Origin of the sequence: Palleronia sp. LCG004, from assembly GCF_032931615.1 — a bacterium.
Classification (GTDB): domain Bacteria; phylum Pseudomonadota; class Alphaproteobacteria; order Rhodobacterales; family Rhodobacteraceae; genus Palleronia.
Genome location: NZ_CP136759.1, coordinates 1,928,195 through 1,950,673, shown reverse-complemented (window position 1 = coordinate 1,950,673; position 22,479 = coordinate 1,928,195). Strand labels below are relative to the sequence as shown.

24 protein-coding genes are annotated in these 22,479 nt (G+C 65.6%); 16 read left to right on the top strand and 8 right to left on the bottom strand.

What is annotated here, in order from left to right; translation table 11 throughout:
• Positions 1-11: 11 nt before the first annotated feature.
• The 8 genes from RVY76_RS09555 to RVY76_RS09520 all read left to right on the top strand — a co-directional run bounded on the left by RVY76_RS09555 (position 12) and on the right by RVY76_RS09520 (position 7,929).
• Positions 12-218, top strand: coding sequence for a hypothetical protein (locus RVY76_RS09555; protein WP_317373652.1), 207 nt, complete (start codon positions 12-14; stop codon positions 216-218).
• Complete coding sequence (locus tag RVY76_RS09550) at positions 219-392, top strand: DUF2256 domain-containing protein (protein ID WP_317373650.1); 174 nt, start codon at positions 219-221, stop codon at positions 390-392.
• The gene (locus tag RVY76_RS09545) at positions 385-2,613 is read left to right on the top strand and encodes a malate synthase G (RefSeq protein ID WP_317373648.1); all 2,229 of its coding nucleotides are present in this window, start codon (positions 385-387) and stop codon (positions 2,611-2,613) included. The genes RVY76_RS09550 and RVY76_RS09545 overlap by 8 nt, the downstream gene beginning before the upstream one ends.
• A gap of 3 nt (positions 2,614-2,616) precedes the next feature.
• A complete protein-coding gene (locus RVY76_RS09540) occupies positions 2,617-3,039 on the top strand; it encodes a GlcG/HbpS family heme-binding protein (protein ID WP_317373646.1) in 423 nt (140 codons plus the stop codon).
• Positions 3,040-3,141: 102 nt separating this feature from the next.
• Complete coding sequence (locus RVY76_RS09535) at positions 3,142-3,921, top strand: gamma-glutamyl-gamma-aminobutyrate hydrolase family protein (RefSeq protein ID WP_317373644.1); 780 nt, start codon at positions 3,142-3,144, stop codon at positions 3,919-3,921.
• A gap of 10 nt (positions 3,922-3,931) precedes the next feature.
• Positions 3,932-4,750: a M23 family metallopeptidase gene (locus RVY76_RS09530; protein WP_317373642.1), complete on the top strand. Its 819-nt coding sequence runs from the start codon at positions 3,932-3,934 to the stop codon at positions 4,748-4,750.
• Between the two features lie 107 nt (positions 4,751-4,857).
• On the top strand, positions 4,858-6,423 hold the full coding sequence (locus RVY76_RS09525) for a Re/Si-specific NAD(P)(+) transhydrogenase subunit alpha (protein WP_317373641.1): 1,566 nt from the start codon (positions 4,858-4,860) through the stop codon (positions 6,421-6,423).
• A gap of 12 nt (positions 6,424-6,435) precedes the next feature.
• A complete protein-coding gene (locus tag RVY76_RS09520) occupies positions 6,436-7,929 on the top strand; it encodes an NAD(P)(+) transhydrogenase (Re/Si-specific) subunit beta (RefSeq protein ID WP_317373639.1) in 1,494 nt (497 codons plus the stop codon).
• 415 nt (positions 7,930-8,344) lie between these two features.
• On the opposite strand, the gene glpK is transcribed toward RVY76_RS09520, so the two are convergent.
• Together glpK and glpD are read right to left on the bottom strand one after the other, a co-directional pair.
• Positions 8,345-9,832 carry a glycerol kinase GlpK gene (gene glpK / locus RVY76_RS09515; protein WP_317376747.1) on the bottom strand — a complete coding sequence of 496 codons (1,488 nt, stop codon included), beginning with the start codon at positions 9,830-9,832 and terminating at the stop codon, positions 8,345-8,347.
• A gap of 75 nt (positions 9,833-9,907) precedes the next feature.
• Complete coding sequence (gene glpD / locus RVY76_RS09510) at positions 9,908-11,527, bottom strand: glycerol-3-phosphate dehydrogenase (protein WP_317373638.1); 1,620 nt, start codon at positions 11,525-11,527, stop codon at positions 9,908-9,910.
• Positions 11,528-11,717: 190 nt separating this feature from the next.
• Between glpD and RVY76_RS09505 the strand changes: the two genes are divergently transcribed.
• On the top strand, positions 11,718-12,347 hold the full coding sequence (locus tag RVY76_RS09505; protein ID WP_317373637.1) for an ATP-dependent Clp protease proteolytic subunit: 630 nt from the start codon (positions 11,718-11,720) through the stop codon (positions 12,345-12,347).
• A gap of 176 nt (positions 12,348-12,523) precedes the next feature.
• A complete protein-coding gene (gene clpX, locus RVY76_RS09500; protein ID WP_317373636.1) occupies positions 12,524-13,777 on the top strand; it encodes an ATP-dependent Clp protease ATP-binding subunit ClpX in 1,254 nt (417 codons plus the stop codon).
• 47 nt (positions 13,778-13,824) lie between these two features.
• On the opposite strand, the gene RVY76_RS09495 is transcribed toward clpX, so the two are convergent.
• The gene (locus RVY76_RS09495; RefSeq protein ID WP_317373635.1) at positions 13,825-14,055 is read right to left on the bottom strand and encodes a hypothetical protein; all 231 of its coding nucleotides are present in this window, start codon (positions 14,053-14,055) and stop codon (positions 13,825-13,827) included.
• Between the two features lie 35 nt (positions 14,056-14,090).
• Between RVY76_RS09495 and RVY76_RS09490 the strand changes: the two genes are divergently transcribed.
• The 3 genes from RVY76_RS09490 to RVY76_RS09480 are packed head-to-tail and all read left to right on the top strand — an operon-like array spanning position 14,091 to position 15,303.
• The gene (locus RVY76_RS09490) at positions 14,091-14,546 is read left to right on the top strand and encodes a RidA family protein (RefSeq protein ID WP_317373634.1); all 456 of its coding nucleotides are present in this window, start codon (positions 14,091-14,093) and stop codon (positions 14,544-14,546) included.
• On the top strand, positions 14,543-14,926 hold the full coding sequence (locus RVY76_RS09485) for an NADH:ubiquinone oxidoreductase subunit NDUFA12 (protein WP_317373633.1): 384 nt from the start codon (positions 14,543-14,545) through the stop codon (positions 14,924-14,926). Before RVY76_RS09490 ends, RVY76_RS09485 begins: the two co-directional genes overlap by 4 nt.
• Positions 14,923-15,303: a DUF2155 domain-containing protein gene (locus tag RVY76_RS09480; RefSeq protein ID WP_317373632.1), complete on the top strand. Its 381-nt coding sequence runs from the start codon at positions 14,923-14,925 to the stop codon at positions 15,301-15,303. Before RVY76_RS09485 ends, RVY76_RS09480 begins: the two co-directional genes overlap by 4 nt.
• On the opposite strand, the gene aat is transcribed toward RVY76_RS09480, so the two are convergent.
• The 3 genes from aat to accB are packed head-to-tail and all read right to left on the bottom strand — an operon-like array spanning position 15,270 to position 17,752.
• Positions 15,270-15,932 carry a leucyl/phenylalanyl-tRNA--protein transferase gene (aat, locus tag RVY76_RS09475; RefSeq protein WP_317373631.1) on the bottom strand — a complete coding sequence of 221 codons (663 nt, stop codon included), beginning with the start codon at positions 15,930-15,932 and terminating at the stop codon, positions 15,270-15,272. The two genes, RVY76_RS09480 and aat, sit on opposite strands and share 34 nt — an antisense overlap.
• Entirely contained in the window at positions 15,908-17,254 is a 1,347-nt protein-coding gene (accC, locus tag RVY76_RS09470) for an acetyl-CoA carboxylase biotin carboxylase subunit (protein WP_317373630.1), read from the bottom strand. The genes aat and accC overlap by 25 nt, the downstream gene beginning before the upstream one ends.
• Positions 17,255-17,263: 9 nt before the next feature.
• A complete protein-coding gene (accB, locus tag RVY76_RS09465; protein WP_317373629.1) occupies positions 17,264-17,752 on the bottom strand; it encodes an acetyl-CoA carboxylase biotin carboxyl carrier protein in 489 nt (162 codons plus the stop codon).
• A 217-nt stretch (positions 17,753-17,969) separates the two neighbouring features.
• On the opposite strand from accB, the gene RVY76_RS09460 reads away from it, so the two are divergent.
• Positions 17,970-18,200 (top strand): hypothetical protein, encoded by a 231-nt coding sequence (locus RVY76_RS09460; RefSeq protein ID WP_317373628.1) that lies wholly within the window; start codon positions 17,970-17,972, stop codon positions 18,198-18,200.
• Entirely contained in the window at positions 18,197-19,027 is an 831-nt protein-coding gene (locus tag RVY76_RS09455) for an urea carboxylase-associated family protein (protein WP_317373627.1), read from the top strand. Before RVY76_RS09460 ends, RVY76_RS09455 begins: the two co-directional genes overlap by 4 nt.
• 4 nt (positions 19,028-19,031) lie before the next feature.
• Here RVY76_RS09455 and RVY76_RS09450 read toward each other — a convergent pair whose 3' ends face one another.
• Positions 19,032-19,364, bottom strand: a complete 333-nt coding sequence (locus RVY76_RS09450) for a hypothetical protein (protein ID WP_317373626.1) — start codon at positions 19,362-19,364, stop codon at positions 19,032-19,034.
• Positions 19,365-19,411: 47 nt separating this feature from the next.
• Positions 19,412-21,364 (bottom strand): acetate--CoA ligase, encoded by a 1,953-nt coding sequence (acs, locus tag RVY76_RS09445; protein WP_317373625.1) that lies wholly within the window; start codon positions 21,362-21,364, stop codon positions 19,412-19,414.
• Between the two features lie 147 nt (positions 21,365-21,511).
• Here acs and RVY76_RS09440 point away from each other — a divergent pair, with 147 nt between their 5' ends.
• Positions 21,512-22,441 (top strand): FliM/FliN family flagellar motor switch protein, encoded by a 930-nt coding sequence (locus RVY76_RS09440; protein ID WP_317373624.1) that lies wholly within the window; start codon positions 21,512-21,514, stop codon positions 22,439-22,441.
• Positions 22,442-22,479: the final 38 nt, after the last annotated feature.

Below are 22,479 nucleotides of genomic sequence, written 5' to 3'. Positions count from 1 at the left end.
AGAAGATCCAGATGTCAGCGCCGAAAACCAATGTCGAAAAGCAGAAACGTCGTCACAAGGTCCCCCTTGCGGGGATGGCCTGGATGATCGGTTTCGCGGTGGTTCTCCTGATCCTGCTCGTGCTTTACCTGAGCGCGGGAGGAAACGAGCCGGGCGACGAGGAAGGATCCGTCGATCCGACCGCCGGCGCGGGCTCGGAGGCCTCGGCGACGGAATAGATGTCGAAGGCGCGGTCCAAGGGGGACCTGCCAACGAAGATCTGCGCCCGATGCGGGCGTCCATTCGCGTGGCGCAAGAAGTGGCGTCGCGACTGGGAGAACGTGAGATATTGCTCGGCGCGCTGTCGATCCGACACGCGCGGGGCGGACAATGCAGGGAGAGGACATGACTGAACGCAGCGAACGGGCCGGATTGCAGGTCGCGACGGAACTCGCCGAATTCATCGAGGAACGGGCGTTGCCCGGAACCGGTGTGGATGCCGAGAAATTCTGGAACGGCTTCTCCGATCTCGTGCACGATTTCGGACCGCGCAACGCGGATTTCCTGAAGGTCCGCGAAGACATGCAGGCCAAGCTCGACGCCTGGCACCGGGACAATCCCGGGCCCGTCGAGGATCAGAGCGCCTATGTCGAGATGCTGCGCGAGATCGGCTACCTCGTCGAGGAAGGCCCCGATTTTACGATCGAGACCGAGCGCACCGATCCGGAAATCGCCGACGTGCCCGGGCCACAGCTCGTCGTGCCGATCATGAATGCGCGCTATGCTCTCAATGCTGCGAATGCGCGCTGGGGGTCGCTCTACGACGCGCTTTACGGCACGGATGCGCTGGGCGATCTGCCGAAGGGCCGCGACTACGATCCGGACCGGGGATCGCGCGTCATCGACCGCTCGAAGGACATGCTGGACGAGGCGGCACCGATGATGTCGGGCAGCCACCGGCAGCTGGTGGGCTACCGCATCGTCGACGGCAAGCTCGAGGGACTTCACCTGAACGGCGAGGATTGGCGCGGGACGCAGACCACGCAGTCGCGCGACGAGCCCGGTGCCGAAGAGACCCCGCGGGTCGAGCATGGCATGCCGCTCAGGTACCCCGAGCAGTTCGTGGGGTATTCGGGCGATGCCGATGCACCGACCTCGGTCGTGCTGAGAAAGAACGGCCTGCATATCGAGCTTCGCATCGACCGGGATCATCAGATCGGCGCGTCTGATGCGGCGGGCGTGGCCGATATCCAGCTCGAATCCGCGATGAGCGCGATCATGGATTGCGAGGATAGCGTCGCGGCGGTCGATGCACCCGACAAGGTGCTGGCCTATTCGAACTGGCTGGGCCTCATGAAGGGCGACCTCACGGAGGAGGTCACGAAGGGCGGTGAGACCTTCACCCGCAAGCTCAACGACGACCGGACCTTCACCGCACCCGATGGCGGCGAACTCAGGCTCAAGGGCCGCGCGCTCATGCTGATCCGCAACGTGGGTCATCTGATGCGCAACCCCGCGATCCTCGACCGCGACGGGAACGAGGTGTTCGAGGGGCTGATGGACGCGATGTTCACCACCCTCATCGCGATGCACGATCTGCGGCGCGACGGCGGCAATTCGCTTCACGGTTCGGTCTATGTCGTGAAGCCCAAGATGCACGGGCCCGCCGAGGTCGCGTTCGCGGACGAGATCTTCGGCCATGTCGAGAACGTGCTGGGCCTGCCCGCCAACACCGTGAAGCTCGGCATCATGGACGAGGAGCGGCGCACGTCGGCCAATCTCAAGGAATGCATTCGCGCCGCGAAGTCGCGCGTGGCCTTCATCAACACGGGCTTCCTCGACCGCACGGGAGACGAGATCCATACCTCGATGGAAGCGGGCCCGATGGTGCGCAAGGGCGAGATGAAGAACTCGGACTGGATCAAGGCCTACGAGGATCGCAACGTCGATATCGGTCTTGCCTGCGGGCTCAAGGGGCGGGCGCAGATCGGCAAGGGGATGTGGGCGATGCCCGACCTCATGGCCGACATGCTCGAGCAGAAGATCGGCCACCCGAAGGCGGGCGCGACCTGTGCCTGGGTGCCGTCGCCCACGGCCGCGACGCTGCATGCGATGCATTACCACAAGGTCGACGTCTTCGCCGTTCAGGACGAGATCGCCGGTGGGGGGCCGCGCCGCTCGCTCGACGAGCTTCTGCGCCTCCCGCTCGCGCAGGGGACGAACTGGTCGGACGACGACATCACCTCGGAGATCGAGAACAACGCCCAGGGCATTCTCGGCTATGTCGTCCGCTGGGTCGATCAGGGCGTCGGGTGTTCCAAAGTGCCCGACATCCACGATGTGGGCCTGATGGAGGACCGCGCGACCTGCCGCATCAGCTCGCAGGCGCTGGCCAACTGGCTCCATCATGGCGTCGTGACCGAGGATCGCGTGATGGAGACGATGAAGAAGATGGCCGAGGTGGTCGATCGCCAGAACGAAGGCGACAAGACCTATCGGCCGATGTCGCCGGGCTACGACACGGTTGCGTTCAAGGCGGCCTGCGATCTCGTCTTCCGCGGCCGCGAACAGCCCTCGGGCTATACCGAGCCGGTGCTTCATGCCCGGCGGCAGGAACTCAAGGCGAAAGGATAAGCGATGATCACGACGGACCAGGCCCTCAAGGCCGTGACCGAAACCGTTGCCGCGGGACGCGAGCGCGGGATGAAGCCGCTTTCGGCGATCATGCTCGATGCGGGCGGGCACCCGCTGGCATTCCTTCGGGGCGAGGGAGCCTCGCCCGGTCGCTATGCCATCGCGCATGGCAAGGCCTACGGCGCGGTGATGCTCGGCATGACCGGCACCCAGCAGATGAACCGCGCCGAATCGCAGGCGTATTTCATGAATGCGGCGAACGGCGTCTTCGGCGGGCAGGTCGTGCCCGTTCCGGGCGGCCTGCTGGTGCGCGACGGCGAGGGCCGCGTCATCGGCGCGCTGGGCGTGACCGGCGACACCTCCGACAACGATGCCGAAGCCGGCCTTGCCGGCCTTCAGGCGGCGGGCCTCGACGGCGAAGCCTGATCCCGGTGGCGCGGGGGGAGACCCTCGCGCCACCTTCCCACGCGGAAGATTGGCCATCCCGGAGATTTCTGGTAATCTGCGCACTTCCATTGGAGTTCGCGTATGAGACGTCCGGTCGTAGGCATCATCGGCAATCACCATCTGATCAACGACAGCTACGAGATCCATGGCGGCGGCCGGATGAACAGCGAGGCCATCGCGCAGGTGACGAAGGCGGTGCCGCTGATCATTCCGGCCGACCCCGAGCTCGTCGACGTCGCCGACCTCATGGCCACCTGCGACGGCTTTCTCTTCACCGGCGGTCGCCCGAACGTCCATCCCGAGGAATACGGCCACGACGAGACGCCGGCGCACGGCACCTTCGACCGGCCGCGCGACCGCGTGGCGCTGGCCCTCATCCGCGCCTGCGCCGAGACGGGTCAGCCGTTCTTCGCGATCTGCCGCGGTTTTCAGGAAGTCGCCGTCGCGATGGGAAGCACTCTCCATCCCGAGATCCGCGACCTTCCGGGGCGCGAGAATCACCGCATGCCCCCCGACGGCACGATCGAGGAGAAATTCGCCCTTCGTCACAAGGTCACCTTCACCGAGGGCGGACCGTTCCACCGCCTGATGGGCGCGCAGGAGGTGATGACCAACACCCTCCACGGGCAGGGCGTGATCGAAGCCGGGACACGCTTCGTGATCGACGGCCATGCGCCCGACGGTACCTGCGAGGCGGCCTATATCGACGGGGCGCCGGGCTTCACGCTGTCGGTCCAGTGGCACCCTGAATACAATGCCGCCGCCGACCCGGTCTCGCGCGTGCTCTTTACGGCGTTCGGCGATGCCGTCCGCGACTGGGCCGAAGGGCGGCGTCCGCATCACGTGAGCCGGGTCGCCTGAGATCGCTGACATGCTGCGCGCGGCGCTTCTGAGCATCGTCCTCGTCTGGCCCGGCATCGCGTCGGCCCAGCGAAGCGAGACATGCTACGGTCTCCTCTGCATCATCGCCGAAACGCGCGATGCATCGGTCATCCTGTCGGCGCGCAACGCGAGCGGTCATGCGCCGATCACCGCCGCGCTGACGCTCGACCTCGACAACATGATCGCACGGGGCGTCGCGAACGCCACGTTGCGACCGGGCGAGATCCGCGATTTCGTGACGCTGACGCCGTCGGGATCGCCGCCATACGAATATCGCTATCGGTACCAATGGGTGCCGGGGGACACGCGCGCGCGGCCCGATCCCGGCGCAACCTATGCGTTGCCGTTCCGCCGCGCGGCACTGCCGGTCGTGCAATCCTGCGGCGGCTGGTTCTCGCACAGGGGCGAGGCCGATCAGGCCGTGGATTTCGGCATGCCCATCGGAACGCCCGTCCATGCGGCGCGGACAGGGCGGGTCGTCATGGTGCGCACGGACAGCCGCGAGGGCGGCCGCGCCCGGCGCTTCATCGGGCGCGACAACACGATCCTCATCGAACATGCCGACGGATCCATCGCGAACTACGCGCATCTGAGCTACCGGAGCGCGAGGGTCGCCGAAGGCGAGAGCGTCCAGGCGGGCGACATGATCGCGCTGTCGGGCAATACCGGCTACTCCGCATCGCCGCATCTGCATTTCGAACTCTATACGCCGCTCGCGAATGGGGGCCGGAAGAGCTGGCCGGTCGCATGGCGGATCGGTGGCGAACGGGTCCTCTGTCCGCGCCGCGGGACGATCCTCAGGAACTGACCGGCGGGACCGGTCCCGTTCGATCCCCGTGCCGCCCGTTGCTTGCGTCCATCAGAAGCGGTCGCTAGACAAAAAGTGATGACCTTATCGCAGGGACGGGGAGCGAGATGAAATTCGGATCGATTGCAGAGCACCAGGAAAGCGAGGCACGCGTCGCGTTGACGCCCGCCTCCGCCGAACAGCTCAGGAAACTCGGACATGACTGCGTCATCGAGTCGGGAGCGGGTGCCAAGGCCGATTTCACCGACGAGATGTACCGCGAGGCGGGCGTCGAGGTTCTCGACGACGCGAAGGCCGTGTTCGACGCCGCCGACGTGGTGGCCAAGGTCCGTCCGCCCTCGGAGGCCGAGGTGGACATGCTGCGCGAGGGGCAGACCCTCATCAGCTTCTTCTATCCGTCCGAGAACGGAGACCTGATGAAGAAGGCCGCCGACAAGGGCGCGACCCTCATCGCGATGGACATGGTGCCCCGCATCAGCCGTGCGCAGAAGATGGACGCGCTGAGCTCGATGGCCAATATCGCGGGCTACCGCGCGGTGATCGAGGCCGCGAACAATTTCGGCCGGTTCCTGACCGGTCAGGTGACCGCCGCGGGCAAGGTCCCGCCGGCCAAGATCCTGATCGTGGGCGCGGGTGTGGCGGGGCTCGCCGCGATCGGCACGGCGACGTCGCTGGGCGCGATCGTGCGGGCCTTCGATGTGCGCCCCGAGACGGCCGAACAGATCGAGTCGATGGGCGCGGAATTCCTGTTCCTCGATTTCGACGATGCCGGCGGGTCGGGCGAGGGCGGCTATGCCGCACCGTCGAGCCCCGAATTCCGCGAGAAGCAGCTCGCGCTCTTCCTCGAGCAGGCACCGGATGTCGACATCGTCATCACGACGGCGCTCATCCCGAACCGCGAGGCCCCCGAGCTCTGGACCGAGGAGATGGTCCGCGCGATGAAGCCGGGCTCCGTCATCGTCGACCTTGCCGCCGAGAAGGGCGGCAACTGCAAGATGACGCAGAAGGACAAGCGCATCGTCACCGACAATGGCGTCGTCATCATCGGCTATACCGACTTCCCGAGCCGGATGGCGAAGCAGAGCTCGACGCTCTACGCGACGAACGTGCGTCACATGATTGCCGACCTCACGCCCGAGAAGGACGGCAAGATCGACCACAACATGGACGATCAGGTCATCCGCGACAGCACCGTCGCCCATGGCGGAGAGGTCACCTGGCCACCGCCCAAGCGCGAGAATCCGTCTCCGGCGAAGCCGAAGCAGGAGAAGAAGAAGGAAAAGACCCCCGAGGAGAAGCGCGCGGAGGAGGTCGAGACCTTCCGTCAGCAGACGCAGAGCCAGGTGGGCCTTCTCGCAATCGGCGCGCTGGTCATGTTCCTGATCGGGGCCTATGCGCCCGAGAGCTTCATGAGCCACATGATCGTCTTCGCGCTGGCCTGCTTCGTCGGGTTCCAGGTCATCTGGGGCGTCGCGCACAGCCTTCACACGCCGCTCATGGCGGTGACGAACGCGATCTCGGGGATCATCATCCTCGGCGCGCTGCTCCAGATCGGGTCGGGCAACTGGATCGTGGTGATCCTGTCGCTGATCTCGGTCGTGATCGCATCGATCAACATCGTCGGCGGGTTCCTGGTCACGCGCCGGATGCTCGCCATGTTCGTCAAGTCGTAAGGGGAGGGAACGATGGGAATCGGTATCCAATCGGCGGCCTATATCGTCGCCACCATCCTGTTCATCCTCTCCCTCGGCGGGCTGAGGGATCAGGAAAGCGCGAAGCGTGCCATCTGGTACGGGATCGTGGGCATGGGCCTTGCCGTGCTTGCCACGGTCTTCGGGCCGGGCGTGCAGAATGTCTGGCTGATCATCATCGCGATCGCGGCGGGCGGTTTCGCCGGCTGGTACGTCGCCGGCAAGGTCCAGATGACCGAGATGCCGCAGCTCGTCGCGGCGCTCCATTCCTTCGTGGGCCTCGCGGCGGTCTTCATCGGCCTCAATGCCGAGCTGATGCTGCAGGCGGTTCAGGATCTGAAGGCCGCGGGGGCCATTCCGGCTCCGGGCGGGGTGATCCCCGTCTTCACCGGTGACACGCCGCCCATTCCTGCCGATGCGAACCTCACCGGCTTCGGCGAGCTTCTGTGGATGAAGGATGCGGTCGAGGTCGCGATCCTCAAGGTCGAGGTCTTCCTCGGGATCTTCATCGGTGCCGTGACCTTCACCGGCTCGGTCATCGCCTTCGGCAAGCTCTCGGGCAAGGTCGACGGGAAACCGTCGAAGCTGCCTGGCGGCCACATGCTGAACCTGGGCGCGCTGATCCTCTGCCTGATCCTCGGGCTGCTCTACTTCAACGGGGCGGGCATCTGGACGATCATCCTGGTGGCAATCGTCGCGGGGTTCATCGGCTGGCACCTCATCATGGGGATCGGCGGCGCGGACATGCCCGTGGTCGTGTCGATGCTGAACTCCTATTCCGGCTGGGCCGCGGCGGCGATCGGCTTCACGCTCGGCAACGATCTCCTGATCGTGACGGGCGCGCTGGTAGGCTCCTCGGGTGCGATCCTGAGCTACATCATGTGCAAGGCGATGAACCGGAAGTTCGTATCGGTCATCCTCGGCGGTTTCGGAGGTGCCTCCGGCCCGCAGATGGAGATGGAGGGCGAGATGGTCGCCATCCAGGCCGACGGCGTGGCCTCCGCGCTCGAGGATGCCGACAGCGTCATCATCGTGCCGGGCTACGGTATGGCGGTGGCGCAGGCGCAGCAGGCGGTGAGCGAGCTCACCAAGAAGATGCGCGATCAGGGCAAGCAGGTCCGCTTCGCGATCCACCCCGTCGCCGGTCGCCTTCCGGGGCACATGAACGTGCTTCTGGCCGAGGCGAAGGTGCCCTACGATATCGTGCTCGAGATGGACGAGATCAACGACGACTTCAAATCCACCGACGTCGTCATCATCATCGGCTCGAACGACATCGTGAACCCTGCCGCCAACGACGACCCGAACAGCCCCATCGCTGGGATGCCGGTGCTGCATGTCTGGGAAGCCAAGCAGGTCTTCGTCTCGAAGCGCGGGCAGGGGACCGGATATTCCGGCATCGAGAACCCGCTCTTCTTCAAGGAGAACACGCGGATGCTCTATGGCGATGCCAAGGAATCCGTGAACGCGCTCCTGCAGAAAATCTGACAGGGCGCGCAGTCCGAAGACGAGGCCCGGTACGAAAGTGCCGGGCCTTTTTCGTCGTGAAGTCAGGCCTTATCGCGTCGCAGACCCGAACCGATGTGGCGTTCGGGATGGTCCCGGCGTCGCGACATCACCGGCCTCGGCTCCACCGTTTCTGACCGTTGCGGATTGCACGAAGGTTGGCAGCGGTTTCACCTTTCCGGCGTTCTTCCGCCTGATCCAGTCGGTGTGTTCGCCTTCTATGATGGCGGTCCGGCCATCGTGTCTGCACATGCGGTTTCAGGGCAGATGGCCCGGAAATCGCGCTGCTCACGGTTGAAGCGATATGCCGGGAAGGTTCACCCCGCCCGAGGTTTCGCCTGAAAGAGGAGGCATGGTGGCCGAGCCGAACGGGGTTCGGTCAGGCCACCATGTCCGGTCAGACGTCCATCGTCGCCTGCACCGCGCGTTTCCACCGCTCGTATTTCGTCTGCCGCTCCGCATCGTCCATCGCCGGGTCGAAGCTGCGGTCGATCTCCCAACGCTGGGCGAAGCCTTCCTGATCGGGGTAGAACCCGGCCCGCATGCCCGCGAGCCAGGCTGCGCCCACCGCGGTCGTCTCGAGGATCTTCGGCCGGTCGACCTTGGCGCCGATGATGTCGCTGAGGAACTGCATCGCCCAGTTCGAGGCCGACATGCCGCCATCGACGCGAAGCGTCTCGGGCTCCTCTCCGCTCTCCCAGTCCGCCTGCATCGCCTCGAGCAGGTCGCGGGTCTGGAACCCCACCGATTGCAACGCCGCCTTCGAGAACTCGGCCGGGCCGGAACTGCGCGTGAGGCCGAAGACCGCCCCGCGGCAATCGGCGTTCCAGTAGGGCGCTCCCAGGCCCGTGAAGGCCGGCACCAGAACGAGATCCTGACCGTCATCGGCCTTCTCGGCCAGATCCTGCGTGGCGGAAGCCTTGTCGATGATGCCGAGCCCGTCGCGCAGCCACTGCACCACGGCCCCCGCGATGAAGATAGAACCCTCGAGGGCGTATGTCGGCTTTCCGTCGAAGCGATAGGCCACGGTGGTGAGCAGGCGGTGGCTCGACTTGACCGGCGTGTCACCGGTATTGAGCAGCGCGAAACATCCCGTGCCGTAGGTCGATTTCAGCATGCCGGGTTTGAAGCAGGCCTGCCCGATCGTGGCCGCCTGCTGGTCGCCCGCCACCCCGAGGATCGGGATCTCCGCCCCGAAGAGATCGCCACGCGTCACGCCGAAATCGTCAGCCGTGTCGCGGATCTCGGGCAGCATCTCCATCGGTATGTCGAGCATCTTGGCGATCGTCGTCGACCACCGCCCCTTGTAGATGTCGTAGAGCAATGTCCGGCAGGCATTCGTCGCGTCGGTGACATGCGATTTGCCGCCCGTCAGATGCCAGATGAGCCAGGTATCGACGGTTCCGAAAAGCAGCTCGCCCTTCCTGGCGCGATCGCGCGCGCCGTCGACATTGTCGAGGATCCACTTGAGCTTGGTGCCCGAGAAATAGGGATCGAGCAGCAGTCCCGTCTTCTCGATCACCTGATCCTCGTAGCCCTTCGCGCGCAGCTCCTGGCAGATCTCGGACGTGCGCCGATCCTGCCAGACGATCGCGCGATGGATCGGCCGTCCGGTGGATTTCTCCCAGACGACGACGGTCTCGCGCTGGTTGGTGATGCCGATGCCCTGGATCTTGCCGGGCTCGATCCCGGCCTTCTCGATCGCCGCGCGGCAGGTGGCGGCCGTCGTCTCCCACAGGTCGTCGGCCTCGTGTTCCACCCAGCCGCTCGACGGGAAGTGCTGCTCGAACTCCTCCTGTGCCGACGCTGTGATGCGCATGTCTCCGTCGAACAGGATCGCGCGGGTCGAAGTCGTGCCTTGGTCGATGGCCAGAATATGCGTCATCATGCCTCCCTCATCTCTTGGCGGCCAAGGTGGCGCGACGGACCGCGGGGCGCAAGTCGGTCGCGCTGCCGGCTGCTACTCGGCCGCGTGCTGGGCGTCGCGCCGTTCTTTCATGTATGTGTCGAGCGCCGCGATCTCCTCGGCGCTCATCCGCAGGCCGAGCTTGGTGCGCCGCCAGACGACGTCCTCGGCCGTGCGCGCATATTCGCGCGACATGAGCCAGTCGACCTCGCCTTCGGTCAGCGTTCCGCCGAAGCCGCGGCCCATATCCTCCGCCGACCTGGCGTCGCCGCAGACCTCCCGCGCCTCGGTGCCGTAGGCGCGGATCAGGCGCCCGCACCAGTAGTCGTCGAGGAACGGATACGCGGCCTTGAGATCGGAGGTCAGCTTATGCACGCCGTCCACGGGGAAATCGCCGCCCGGCAGCGCCACGCCCGCGGTCCACTTGCCGGGCATCTCGGGAAAGAAGGGCTCGAGCTTGGTCAGCGCCTGTTCGGCGAGCTTGCGATAGGTCGTGATCTTGCCGCCGAACACGTTGAGGAGCGGCGGCTCGGATCCCCGGCCCCCGTCTGTCGCGGGCCCCGCATCGAGGCTCAGCACGTAGTCGCGCGTCGCCGCCGTCGCCGATTTCGCCCCGTCGTCGTAGAGGGGGCGAACACCCGAATAGGTCCAGACGATTTGGTCGCGCGTCACCGGCTTCTCGAAATAATTCGACACGAAGTCGCAGAGATACTGCTGCTCTTCTTGCGTGCATTCCGCCGGCACGCTCGGGTCGTGCCCGTGATCCTTGTCGGTCGTCCCGATCAGGGTGAAGTCGGTCTCGTAGGGAATGGCGAAGACGATACGACCGTCCTCTCCCTGGAAGAAATAGCACTTGTCGTGATCGTAGAGACGTTTCGTCACGATATGCGAGCCCCGGACCAGGCGCACGCCTTCCGAGCTGTTCATCCGAACCGTGTTCTTGACGACGTTCTCGACCCACGGGCCGCCGGCATTGACGAGGGCGCGGGCCCGGAACGTCTGCTGCGATCCGGTCTCGACATCTTCGACCGTGACCGACCAGTGATGGCCCTGGCGTTCCGCGCTGACGACCTTGGTGCGCGTCATCACCTTCGCGCCGCGGATCTCTGCATCGCGCGCGTTGAGCGCGACGAGGCGGGAATCCTCGATCCAGCAATCGCTGTATTCGTAAGCCTTGTGGAAGCGATCGCCGATCGGCTTGCCCTCGGGCGACGTGTCGAGGTCGAGCGTCTTTGTGCCGGGAAGATATTTCCGCCCGCCGAGATTGTCGTACATGAAGAGGCCGACCCGGATCAGCCATGACGGCCTGCGGCCCTTGAGCCAGGGCATGGTCCATCCGAGCAGCCGGGAGGTCGGGGTGTCGCCCTCGAACCGCATGTCGGGCGAATAGGGCAGGATGAAGCGCATCGGCCACGAGATATGCGGCATCGCCTCCAGAAGGGTCTCGCGCTCGACCAGTGCCTTCTTGACCAGTCCCACCTCGAAGAATTCCAGGTAGCGGAGCCCGCCATGGAAGAGCTTCGTCGATTTCGACGATGTCGCACCGGCCAGATCGCCCATCTCGGCCAGCACGACGCTGAGGCCGCGACCCTGTGCGTCGCGCGCGATGCCGGTGCCGTTGATGCCGCCGCCGATCACGAAAAGATCATGGAGCCCGTCCTGCCTGTCGGCCATGCCTGCGCCCTTTCCTTCGCTTGTCGGCGGAAACTATAGCGCCCCGGCCCGGGAATTGCAGGGGGGTGCCCGAATTGCCTTGGTCCCCGGGCGGAAAGCCGGCCGCCCTTGCGGCTGGCTTGGTGCGATAATAAGACTCTCGAAACCCGTTCGGGGTAATCCCGATACCGACAAGCCCGAGGCAGATCCCATGCAAGACCCCATCGCGCAGTACATGAACCTCGTCCCGATGGTGGTCGAGCAGACCAGCCGCGGCGAGCGGGCATACGACATTTTCTCACGCCTCCTGAAAGAGCGGATCATCTTTCTCTCCGGTCCTGTGCATGACGGCATGTCGTCGCTGATCGTCGCTCAGCTGCTGCATCTCGAGGCCGAGAACCCGAAGAAAGAGATCAGCATGTACATCAACAGCCCCGGTGGCGTGGTGACGAGCGGTCTGTCGATCTACGACACGATGCAGTACATCAAGCCGCCGGTCTCGACGCTGGTTGTGGGGCAGGCGGCTTCGATGGGTTCGCTTCTTCTCACGGCAGGCGAGCCCGGAATGCGCTTCTCGCTTCCGAACAGCCGCGTGATGGTCCACCAGCCTTCGGGCGGCTATCAGGGTCAGGCGACGGACATCATGATCCACGCCCAGGAGACACAGAAGCTCAAGGACCGGCTGAACCAGATCTACGTGAAGCATACGGGACAACCGCTCGAGAAGGTCGTCGAGGCGCTCGAACGGGACAACTTCATGTCCGCCGAGGACGCCAAGGCATGGGGTCTCATCGACGAGATCGTCGAGAACAGGCCCAAGGGCGACGATCCGAAGGCGTGACCGGAATGGCCTCGGGCGCGGCCGAAGGACGCCCGTCGTGCCGGGTTTTTGCGATTGCGGGTACAGATCCGCTGTCCTAGGCTTACCGGCACGAGGTCAGGACAAGGTGCGGGGCGGGTAGGAAACCGGCCCCCGCGACACCAGATGCGGGGCCTGATGCCCCGGAAGGACAAGCGATGGCGACGAATTCAGGCGACAGCAAGAACACGCTCTATTGCAGCTTCTGCGGCAAGTCCCAGCATGAGGTCCGAAAGCTCATCGCCGGCCCGACGGTGTTCATCTGCGACGAATGCGTCGAACTCTGCATGGACATCATCCGCGAAGAGACGAAGAGCGCGGGGCTCAAATCCTCTGAGGGCGTGCCCACCCCGAAGGAGATCTGCGAAGTTCTCGACGATTACGTCATCGGCCAGATCCATGCGAAGCGCGTCCTCTCGGTTGCGGTGCACAACCACTACAAGCGCCTCAATCACGCCGGAAAGACGGATATCGAGCTCGCCAAGTCGAACATCCTGCTGATCGGCCCGACGGGCTGCGGCAAGACGCTGCTCGCGCAGACGCTGGCGCGCATCCTTGACGTGCCCTTCACCATGGCGGATGCCACGACGCTGACCGAGGCGGGTTATGTCGGCGAGGATGTCGAGAACATCATCCTGAAGCTGCTGCAGGCGAGCGAGTACAACGTCGAACGCGCGCAGCGCGGCATCGTCTATATCGACGAGGTCGACAAGATCACGCGGAAGTCCGACAATCCGAGTATAACGAGAGACGTCTCCGGGGAGGGGGTGCAACAGGCGCTCCTGAAGATCATGGAGGGAACCGTCGCATCCGTTCCGCCGCAGGGCGGCCGCAAGCATCCGCAGCAGGAATTTCTGCAGGTCGACACGACGAATATTCTCTTCATCTGCGGCGGTGCCTTCGCCGGCCTCGAGAAGATCATCTCGCAGCGCGGCAAGGGGTCCGGCATCGGTTTCGGTGCGGACGTCAAGGATGCCGAGGGACGCGGCGTGGGCGAGCAGCTCTCCTCGCTCGAGCCGGAGGATCTGCTGAAATTCGGTCTCATCCCCGAATTCGTCGGTCGTCTGCCGGTGATCGCGACGCTCGAGGATCTCGACGAGGACGCGCTGGTCACGATCCTGACGAAGCCCAAGAACGCGCTCGTCAAGCAGTACCAGCGACTTTTCGAGCTCGAGGATACCAGGCTCACCTTCACCGAAGACGCGCTGAGCGCCATCGCCAAACGCGCGATCGAGCGCAAGACCGGTGCGCGTGGTCTCCGCTCGATCATGGAGGACATCCTGCTCGACACGATGTTCGACCTGCCGGGGCAGGACAGCGTCGAGGAAGTCGTGGTCAACGACGAAGCGGTGACATCCGAGGCGGCCCCTTTGATGATCCATGCCGAGGGCAAGGAAACTGCGTCCGCCTGATCGTCTCGCCGCCGCCACGCCAGTGGCGGCGCACGGTCCTCTGGTGCTCAGGAATTCTGCCGAAGGTACCTTTGCCGGAATTCCAGCGCGCGAAGCATCGCGGTCTCGAAAACCTCCGCGGCCTCTCCTCCCAGCCGTTCCAGGACGCTCGCTTCGGGCAGCGGCATGCGAGGGTCGTGGCGAAGCGCGACGATGCCCGTGGCACCGTGCGCCGACAGGACGAGAGTGCCGGCAGCTCCGACCAGAGTTGCGAAACAGAAGACGATCACGCGTTTCATACGCAGCCCCCGTTCTTTCACGATCGAGGATCATCGTGTCCAACGAAGATGAAAGCCGCGTTAATCGTGTGACGAGCGGATCCCTCTTCGAGGCGGAGATCGGCTATTGTCGGGCCATCGCCAGCGGCGGCTGGATCTTCGTTTCGGGCACGACGGGCTACGATTGCGACACGATGGTGATGCCCGACGACGTCGTGGCCCAGTGCCGGAACGCCCTCGGGACGATCGAGCGGGCGCTGGCGGATCTTGGTGCGGGGATGCGCGACGTGGTGAGGGTCAGGTACATCGTGCCCAATCCCGGCGACTGGCCGCTCTGCTGGCCTGTCACGCGTGCGGTCTTCGGTGCGCATCCGCCTGCTGCCACCATGATCTCGGCAGGGCTGCAATTGCCGGAGATGAAGATCGAGATCGAGGCTCAGGCCCTCCACCCACTGGACGCGGGACAGCCGATGCGGCATATGTCGCCAAGATCAAGCGGAGCCGAGACATGAGTATCCTCGACAGGTTTCTGAGCGTCGTGACATGGTGGAACGGTGCCACCCTCAACACCCGTCTCTGGTCTTGGCGCAAGGGCACCAAGGTCGGCGAGGACGATGCGGGCAACGTCTTCTATCGCAACGCCGATGACAGCCGACGCTGGGTCATCTACAACGGCTTGGTCGAAGGCAGCCGCATCGGTCCCGACTGGCATGGGTGGCTGCACCACACCTGGGACGAAACGCCGATCGACCGACCGGTCGTGAAGAAGGCGTGGGAGAAGGCGCATCTTCCGAACATGACGGGCACGCCCGCGGCCTATGCGCCGGTCGGATCGATCCGCCGCGAACAGCCGAAGCCCCGCGGCGATTACGAGGCCTGGAGCCCGGAATGATCCGCGCGATTGCGCTCGTCTTCCTGTTCGCTCCCGGCCTCGCCTCAGCGCAATATCGCGACCATTCGACGACCGAGGTTCTGACCGATACCGGCAGTTCCGCCGTGTTGCGCGGGCTCGACCGCATGACGGGAGAGGTTCGCGACCTCGAACTCGACCGTGGCGAGACGGTCGGTTTCGGCCGCCTTCAGGTCACCCTCGGCGAGTGTCGCTATCCGCAGGACAACCCCGCAGGCGATGCCTTCGCCTATCTCGTGATCCGGGAAGCGGGAGAGGAGCAGCCGGCCTTCGCAGGGTGGATGATCGCCGCGTCGCCCGCGCTCAACCCGCTCGAACATCGCCGCTACGACGTCTGGGTCATGCGCTGCAACAGGTGATCGGGCGAGGGGATCGGTGCCGACGCGTCGAACCTGACCCGCCGCAAAAGCGCGCTTGAAAGACGGGTGCGATATTCATCGCGCGGGATCTCGATGGCACCGAGCGTCACGAGATGATCGGTGACGAACTGCGTATCGAAGAGCGTGAAGCCGTTCTCCCGCAGGCGGTCGATCAGATAGACGAGCGCGATCTTGGACGCGTCCCGCCGCACCGAGAACATCGATTCGCCGAAGAACGCCCCGCCAAGCGTCACGCCGTAGACACCCCCGACAAGCGCGCCCTCTTCATGGACCTCGATCGAATGCGCGACGCCCCTTTCGTGCAGACGAAGATAGAGGTCGGCGATGACGGGGTTGATCCAGGTTTCTTCCCGATCGGCGCATCCCCCGAGGACGCCCGCGAAATCCTGGTCGAACGTGATTTCAAACGGGGTCGCCCGGATCCTCCGCCTCAGCGACCGCGAAAGGTGAAAGCCGTCGAGCGGGAGGATTCCGCGCAGGCGGGGATCGACCCAGAAGATGTCCTCCTCGCCCGCGCCGTCCGACATGGGAAATATGCCCTGCACATAAGCCTGCAGCAGCAGTTCGGGTGTGACCCCGGCTCTTACTGAAGGTTCGTCTCGAGCCATTTTTCGAGCCAGTGGATCGTGTAATCCCCGCTTTGAATGGCCGGCTCCCGAAGCAGCGCGTCGAACAGCGGTACGGTCGTGTCGACCCCGTCGATGATCAGCTCTCCCAGGGCGCGCGACAATCTGGCGAGCGCGGCCGGACGGTCGGGCCCGTGGACGATCAGCTTGCCGATCAGCGAATCGTAGTAGGGCGGGATGCGGTAGCCGTCGTAGAGCGCGCTGTCGATCCGGACACCGAGGCCGCCCGGAGCGTGGTACTGCGTGATCCGCCCCGGCGACGGACGGAAGGTCGGGAGCTTCTCGGCATTGAGCCGCACCTCGATCGCATGTCCGTTGAGCGTGAGCTTGTCCTGCTCGAAATCCATCGGCAGTCCGGCCGCGACGCGGATCTGCTCGCGGACGAGATCGACCCCGAAGACCGCCTCGGTCACCGGATGCTCCACCTGGAGGCGGGTATTCATCTCGATGAAGTAGAACTCGTCGTTCTCGTAAAGGAATTCGATCGTGCCGGCACCGGCATAGCCGATCCGGGCGACCGCATTCGCGCAGATCGCGCCGATATGCGCGCGCTGCTCCGGCGTGATGACGGGCCCCGGAGCCTCCTCGAAGACCTTCTGGTGCCGCCGCTGGAGCGAGCAGTCGCGCTCTCCCAGATGCACGGCGCGGCCCTTGCCGTCGCCGAAGACCTGCACCTCGATATGGCGCGGCGTGTCGAGATACTTCTCGATATAGACCTCGTCGTTGCCGAAGGCGGCCTTCGCCTCGGCGCGCGCGGTCTGCCAGGCGGAGGCGAGATCGCCTTCGGTCCGGGCAAGCTTCATGCCGCGTCCGCCGCCGCCTGCGGTCGCCTTGATGATTACGGGATAGCCCATGCTGTCGGCGATCTCGCGCGCGGCCTCGAGGTTGGCGACCCCGCCTTCGGATCCCGGCACGCAGGGCACGCCGAGCGCCTTCATGGTCTCCTTGGCGGTGATCTTGTCGCCCATCATGCGAATATGTTCGGCCGAGGGACCGATGAAGGTGATCTGGTGATCCTCGACGATCTGCACGAAGTTGGCGTTTTCCGACAGGAAGCCATAGCCCGGATGGATCGCCTGCGCGCCGGTCACCTCGCAGGCCGAGATGATGGCCGGAAAGCTCAGATAGCTCTGCCCGGCGGGCGGGGGACCGATGCAGACCGATTCGTCGGCCATGCGCACATGCATCGCGTCGGCATCGGCGGTGGAATGAACGGCCACCGTGCCGATCCCCATCTCGCGTGCCGCGCGGATCACGCGCAGGGCGATCTCGCCGCGATTGGCGATCAGGATCTTTTCGAACATCGATGCGGCCTATTCGAGGATCATCAGGGGGGCGCCGAACTCGACCGGCGCGCCGTCTTCGACGATGATCCGACGCACGATGCCGGCACGGGGCGCGGGAATGTGGTTCATCGTCTTCATCGCCTCGATGATGAGAAGGGTCTGACCCTCCTGCACCGCGTCGCCCGGAACGACGAAGTTCGACGCGCCCGGCTCCGGGGCGAGGTATGCCGTGCCCACCATGGGCGAAGTCACCGCGCCGAGGTCGCTCGAAAGGTCCGCCTCGGGCTCTGAGCTCGGGGCAGCGGGTGCCGCGCCGGAGGTCTGCGCGGGGCCGGGCAGGCTCGGCGGGGGCGGGGCGGGCACGGCCATCACCTGCCCGCGGCTGACCCGGACATCGAGGCTGTCGTCTTCGCCGTATTCGCGCTTCACGCGCAGCTCCGTCAGGTCGTTCTCGCGGAGAAGCTCGGCCAGTGCCTTGATGAAGCTCACATCTCCGTCGTGCGGGGTATCCGTCATGCCATCCTCGTCCCATCTGGCGTCCCAAGCCTGTGGGACGTTCGTATCGGCAACGGTATAGGACAGCATGGCGGCTGTGGAAAGCCGCGATCCCGGCAGCGTTCGGGGCTGCAATACATCGGCAACCTTCCCGCTCGCTTGACTGCACGGACCGCTCTGGTAGCTTCGGTCGGCATTCCAAGGACCGGCTGGAGATCCGCAAGTGAAGATTATGGCGATGATTGCGTTGGTGACGGCCGCGCCTGCGAGCTGCATGATGCCCGAGGAGGAGCCCGGCCGGGTCCGCGACGTATCGCCCGCCGCGCTCGCCGCGCTGCCGCAAGGGGTCGATCCCGCCTTCCTCATCCGCGACGAGAATGGCTGCTACGGCGTGGCTCTCGAGGCTTCCGAAGCTCCGAACGGCCCGCCGCTGCGCGACGCCACCGGCCAGCAGGTCTGCGATACGTGACCCCGCCGGAGGACGCCGCCGACCGCCGCGCGGTCGCGCCCGTCCTCTGCTATCCGACCGGAACGCTCCCACGGCCTGACACGGCGCGGATCGCGCGGCAGGTCGCGGATCTTGTCGAGATCGACAGGGTGAGGGTGCCCCCGCGCGATGCGCGCGCCATCCGTGTTCCCCGCGGGGCGGTGCTGCGGATCCTCTGCGCCGAAGGGTCGCAGGTCGGCGATCTGAACCTCTTCGCCCACGATGATCTCTCCGAGCGATTCTTCTCGGGCAAGACCCGTGCGCTGCACGGTACGCATCTGGAGACCGGCGACCGGCTCTGGTCCTGTTTTCCGCATCTGCGGCCGATGGCCACGATCGTGGCCGATACGCTCGACTGGTACGGCACCGATGCGTTCGGCGGGCGGGTCCACGACGTGATCGGCACCCGCTGCGATCCCTATACCGGGCGGCTCTTGTCCGGCGAGGATTACCAGCATTGCTGCCATTCGAACCTCACGCGCGCGCTCGCCCGTGCGACAGGGCTCGATCCTCATATCGCCGAGGCGCATGTCCACGACGTGCTCAACGTCTTCATGTGCACCGGCTTCACGGCCGACGAGGGGCGCTATTTCATGAAGGCGAGTCCCGCCCGCGCGGGCGATCATCTGGACCTTCTGGCCGAGATCGACCTCCTCGCGGTGCTGAGCACCTGTCCCGGGGGCGATTGCGGTGACATCCATTCGAGCGATCGGGCCGTCTGTCACCCGCTCGACATGATCGTGCTCGGGGGCGGCCCCGATTGGGAGGAACCCGAGCGGTCTCAATACGACCGGTCGCACGGCCTCTGAACGGTCAACCGATCCCCGCCTCGCGCGTGGCCTCGTCGAGCGTCTCCCACCATTCGGCATAGCTCGAGTTCCAGGGGGCCTTGCGCGTCTCGTCAGGCTTCCCGTCGGACCACCAGACAGGCCCCCGCTCGCCCAGATCGCGCTTCGCCGCATCGACCTTTGCACGTGCGCGGACCCGTTCGTCGTCGTCGTTCGCCTGTCCCACGGCACGTCGCGCCGCCATGAGGCGCGAGACCGCCTCCTCGCGTGCCGATTTGGTTATGCCCGGGTCGGTCTTTCGCCAGAGACGCCCCTTGGCGACAAAATAACGTCCGTCCGGCGTCTCGGGGTATTTCATCTTCACGGCCATCGTCGGGAGGGGCCACCGGCCCCCTCCCGCACCTTTCAGACGTTCTGCCGCTCGGCGATCAGCGTATCGACCACTTCCGGCTCGGCGAGGGTCGATGTGTCACCGAGCTGGTCGTGCTCGTTCGCCGCGACCTTCCGCAGGATCCGGCGCATGATCTTGCCTGATCGCGTCTTGGGCAGCGACGGCGTCCACTGGATATGTTCGGGCTTGGCGATCGGCCCGATCTCCTGCGCGACCCAGTCGCGCAATTCCTTCTTCAGTTCGTCCGTCGGCTCCCTGCCATCCATGAGCGAGACGTAGCAGTAGATGCCCTGGCCCTTCACGTCGTGCGGGACGCCGACCACCGCCGCTTCGCTCACCGCCTCGTGCGAGACGAGCGCCGATTCGATCTCGGCCGTTCCCATCCGGTGGCCCGAGACGTTGATGACGTCGTCGACGCGTCCCGTGATCCAGTAATAGCCGTCCTCGTCGCGCCGGCAGCCGTCGCCGCTGAAATAGACGCCTTCATATTGCTGGAAATAGGTGTTCATGAATCGCTCGTGGTCGCCCCAGACGGTGCGCATCTGACCGGGCCAGCTTTCCGCGATGGCGAGCACGCCCTCCACGCCGTTGCCCTCGAGAACCTCGCCGCTCTGCGGATCGAGGACGAGCGGCCGGACCCCGAAGAACGGCATCGTCGCCGATCCGGGTTTCGTCGTCGTCGCGCCGGGCAGGGGGGTCAGCATGTGGCCGCCGGTCTCGGTCTGCCACCACGTGTCGACGATTGGGCAGCGCCCCTTGCCCACCACCCGGTCGTACCAGGCCCAGGCCTCGGGATTGATGGGCTCGCCCACCGTGCCCAGCACCCTCAACGACGAAAGGTCGTGACGCTCGACGAACTGATCGCCCCGCGCCATCAGCGCGCGGATCGCGGTCGGCGCGGTATAGAACTGCGCGACCCCGTGATCCTCGCAGATCTTCCAGGCCCGACCCGCATCGGGCCAGGTCGGAACCCCCTCGAACATCAAGGTCGTCGCTCCGTTCGCGAGCGGCCCGTAGACGATATAGCTGTGGCCGGTGACCCACCCGACATCGGCGGTGCACCAGTAGACGTCGCCGGGGCGGTAGTCGAAGACCAGCTCGAAGCTCATCGCGGTATGCAGCAGATAGCCCGCCTGGCTGTGGACCACGCCCTTGGGCGCGCCGGTGGACCCGGAGGTGTAGAGGATGAAGAGCGGATCCTCCGCGTTCATCTCCTCGGGCGGGCAATCGTCGTCGACCTGCTCCTCCATCTCGTGGAGCCAGTGATCGCGTCCCTCGGTCCAGGCGATCTCGTTGCCGGCGCGCTTGACGACCAGCATCTTCGCGTCGGTGTCGAGCTTGTCGAAGGCCGCGTCGGTATTCTTCTTGAGCGCGGTGAGCTTGCCGCCCCTCGGTCCTCCATCGGCCGTGATGACGACCTTGGCACCGCAATCCTCGATCCGGCTTGCAAGCGCGTCGGGGGAGAAGCCCGCGAAGACGACCGAATGGATCGCCCCGATCCGCGCGCAGGCAAGCATGGCATAGGCCGCCTGCGGGATCATCGGAAGATAGATCACGACCCGGTCGCCACGCTCGACACCCATCTTCTTCAGCACGTTCGCGAACTTGTTCACATGGCTCGAAAGCTGCGCGTAGTTGATATGCTGGTCGGACCCGTCATCGTCGTCGGGAACCCAGATGATCGCGGTGTCGTCGCCATGGTCCTTCAGGTGGCGATCGACGCAATTCTGCGCGACGTTGAGCGTGCCGTCGCCGAACCAGCTGATCTCGACATTGCCGTAATCGAAGCTCGCCTCGCGGACCTTGCTGAACGGTTTCATCCAGTCGAGCCGCTGCGCCTCCTCGCGCCAGAACGTCTCGGGGTCCTCGACGGACCGGCGATACATCTCGTCGTAGCGGCGCGCATCCACCCGGGCCGCCTTGGCGAAAGCCGCATCGGGCGCTCGCTTTTCCGCATGATCTGACATGAATTTCTCCTCCATCCACGATCGGTGAAACATCTAGCATGGCGCTCGCGGTGCGCCATCCCCGGCGGGGCCGGGCCGATCTTCAAGCTTTGGTAACCCTCCTTGCCGATGATGCAATCGAGATTCCCCCCAAGGCCCTGCACACCCATGACCTCTTCCTCGCCGCTGCTCCGCAAGATCGGGCCCCGTCGGTCGGCCGGCGCGCCGCCGCCCCTGACGGTGTCCCGCGTCTGGCGACGCGCGGTCTCGCACGGCTTCACCCGGGCCATCGGGCTCGAAACGGTCATCGAGGACGTGATCGAGGAGCCGATCGCCCCCGAGGAGATCGCGCGACGCGCGGGGCCCGGTGCGCTCGCCGTGTTGCTCGACGGGCCTCACGGCTACGGCGTGGCGATCGTCTCCCACGATCTGCTGGCGGCGATGCTCGAGGTGCAGACCCTCGGCCGCGTGCAGACGCGCAAGCTTTCGGCGCGCCCCGTGACGGCGACCGACGCGGCGATGGTGGCCGATCCGATCGACCGGGTCCTCACCGCGCAGGAAACCCTCGTCGCCGAACTTCCCCCGAAGGCGATGGCGAGCGGCTATCGCTACGCGACGCGGGTCGAGAACCTTGTCGAGATCGCGCTGTCGCTCGAGGACGAGGTGCACGATCTCTTTTCCATCTCGGTCACGGCGGGGCCGGGCGGCCCGCGCAACGGCCGACTCGACATCGTTCTCCCGCGCTGCCCGAAGGAACCGGTGAGCGCGGCTGGCGAGAGCCGGGAATGGGGCGACCAGATCGAGGCGCGGGTCCTCGGGGCGGAGGTCGTCCTGCGCGCGGAACTCGCGCGGCTGAGCCTTTCGGTGGGCGAGATCGAGGCACTCGGCCCCGGCGATACGCTGACGCTCGGGCGGCATTCCATGGGGGCGGTCCGCCTCGTCGCGCAAGGCAACCATCCCCTCTGCTTCGGCCGTCTGGGCCAGAGCGCCGGCCGCAAGGCTGTCCGCATCGGCGAGGCCGTTCCGCAATTCACCGAGGCGGAGTTCCCCCGGGCCAGTGCGCCCCGCGACATTCCGGGACCGAACGGCGAGGGCTGAGCCGCGCGTTCGGCCCCCGGTCAGTCATCTCTACGGTA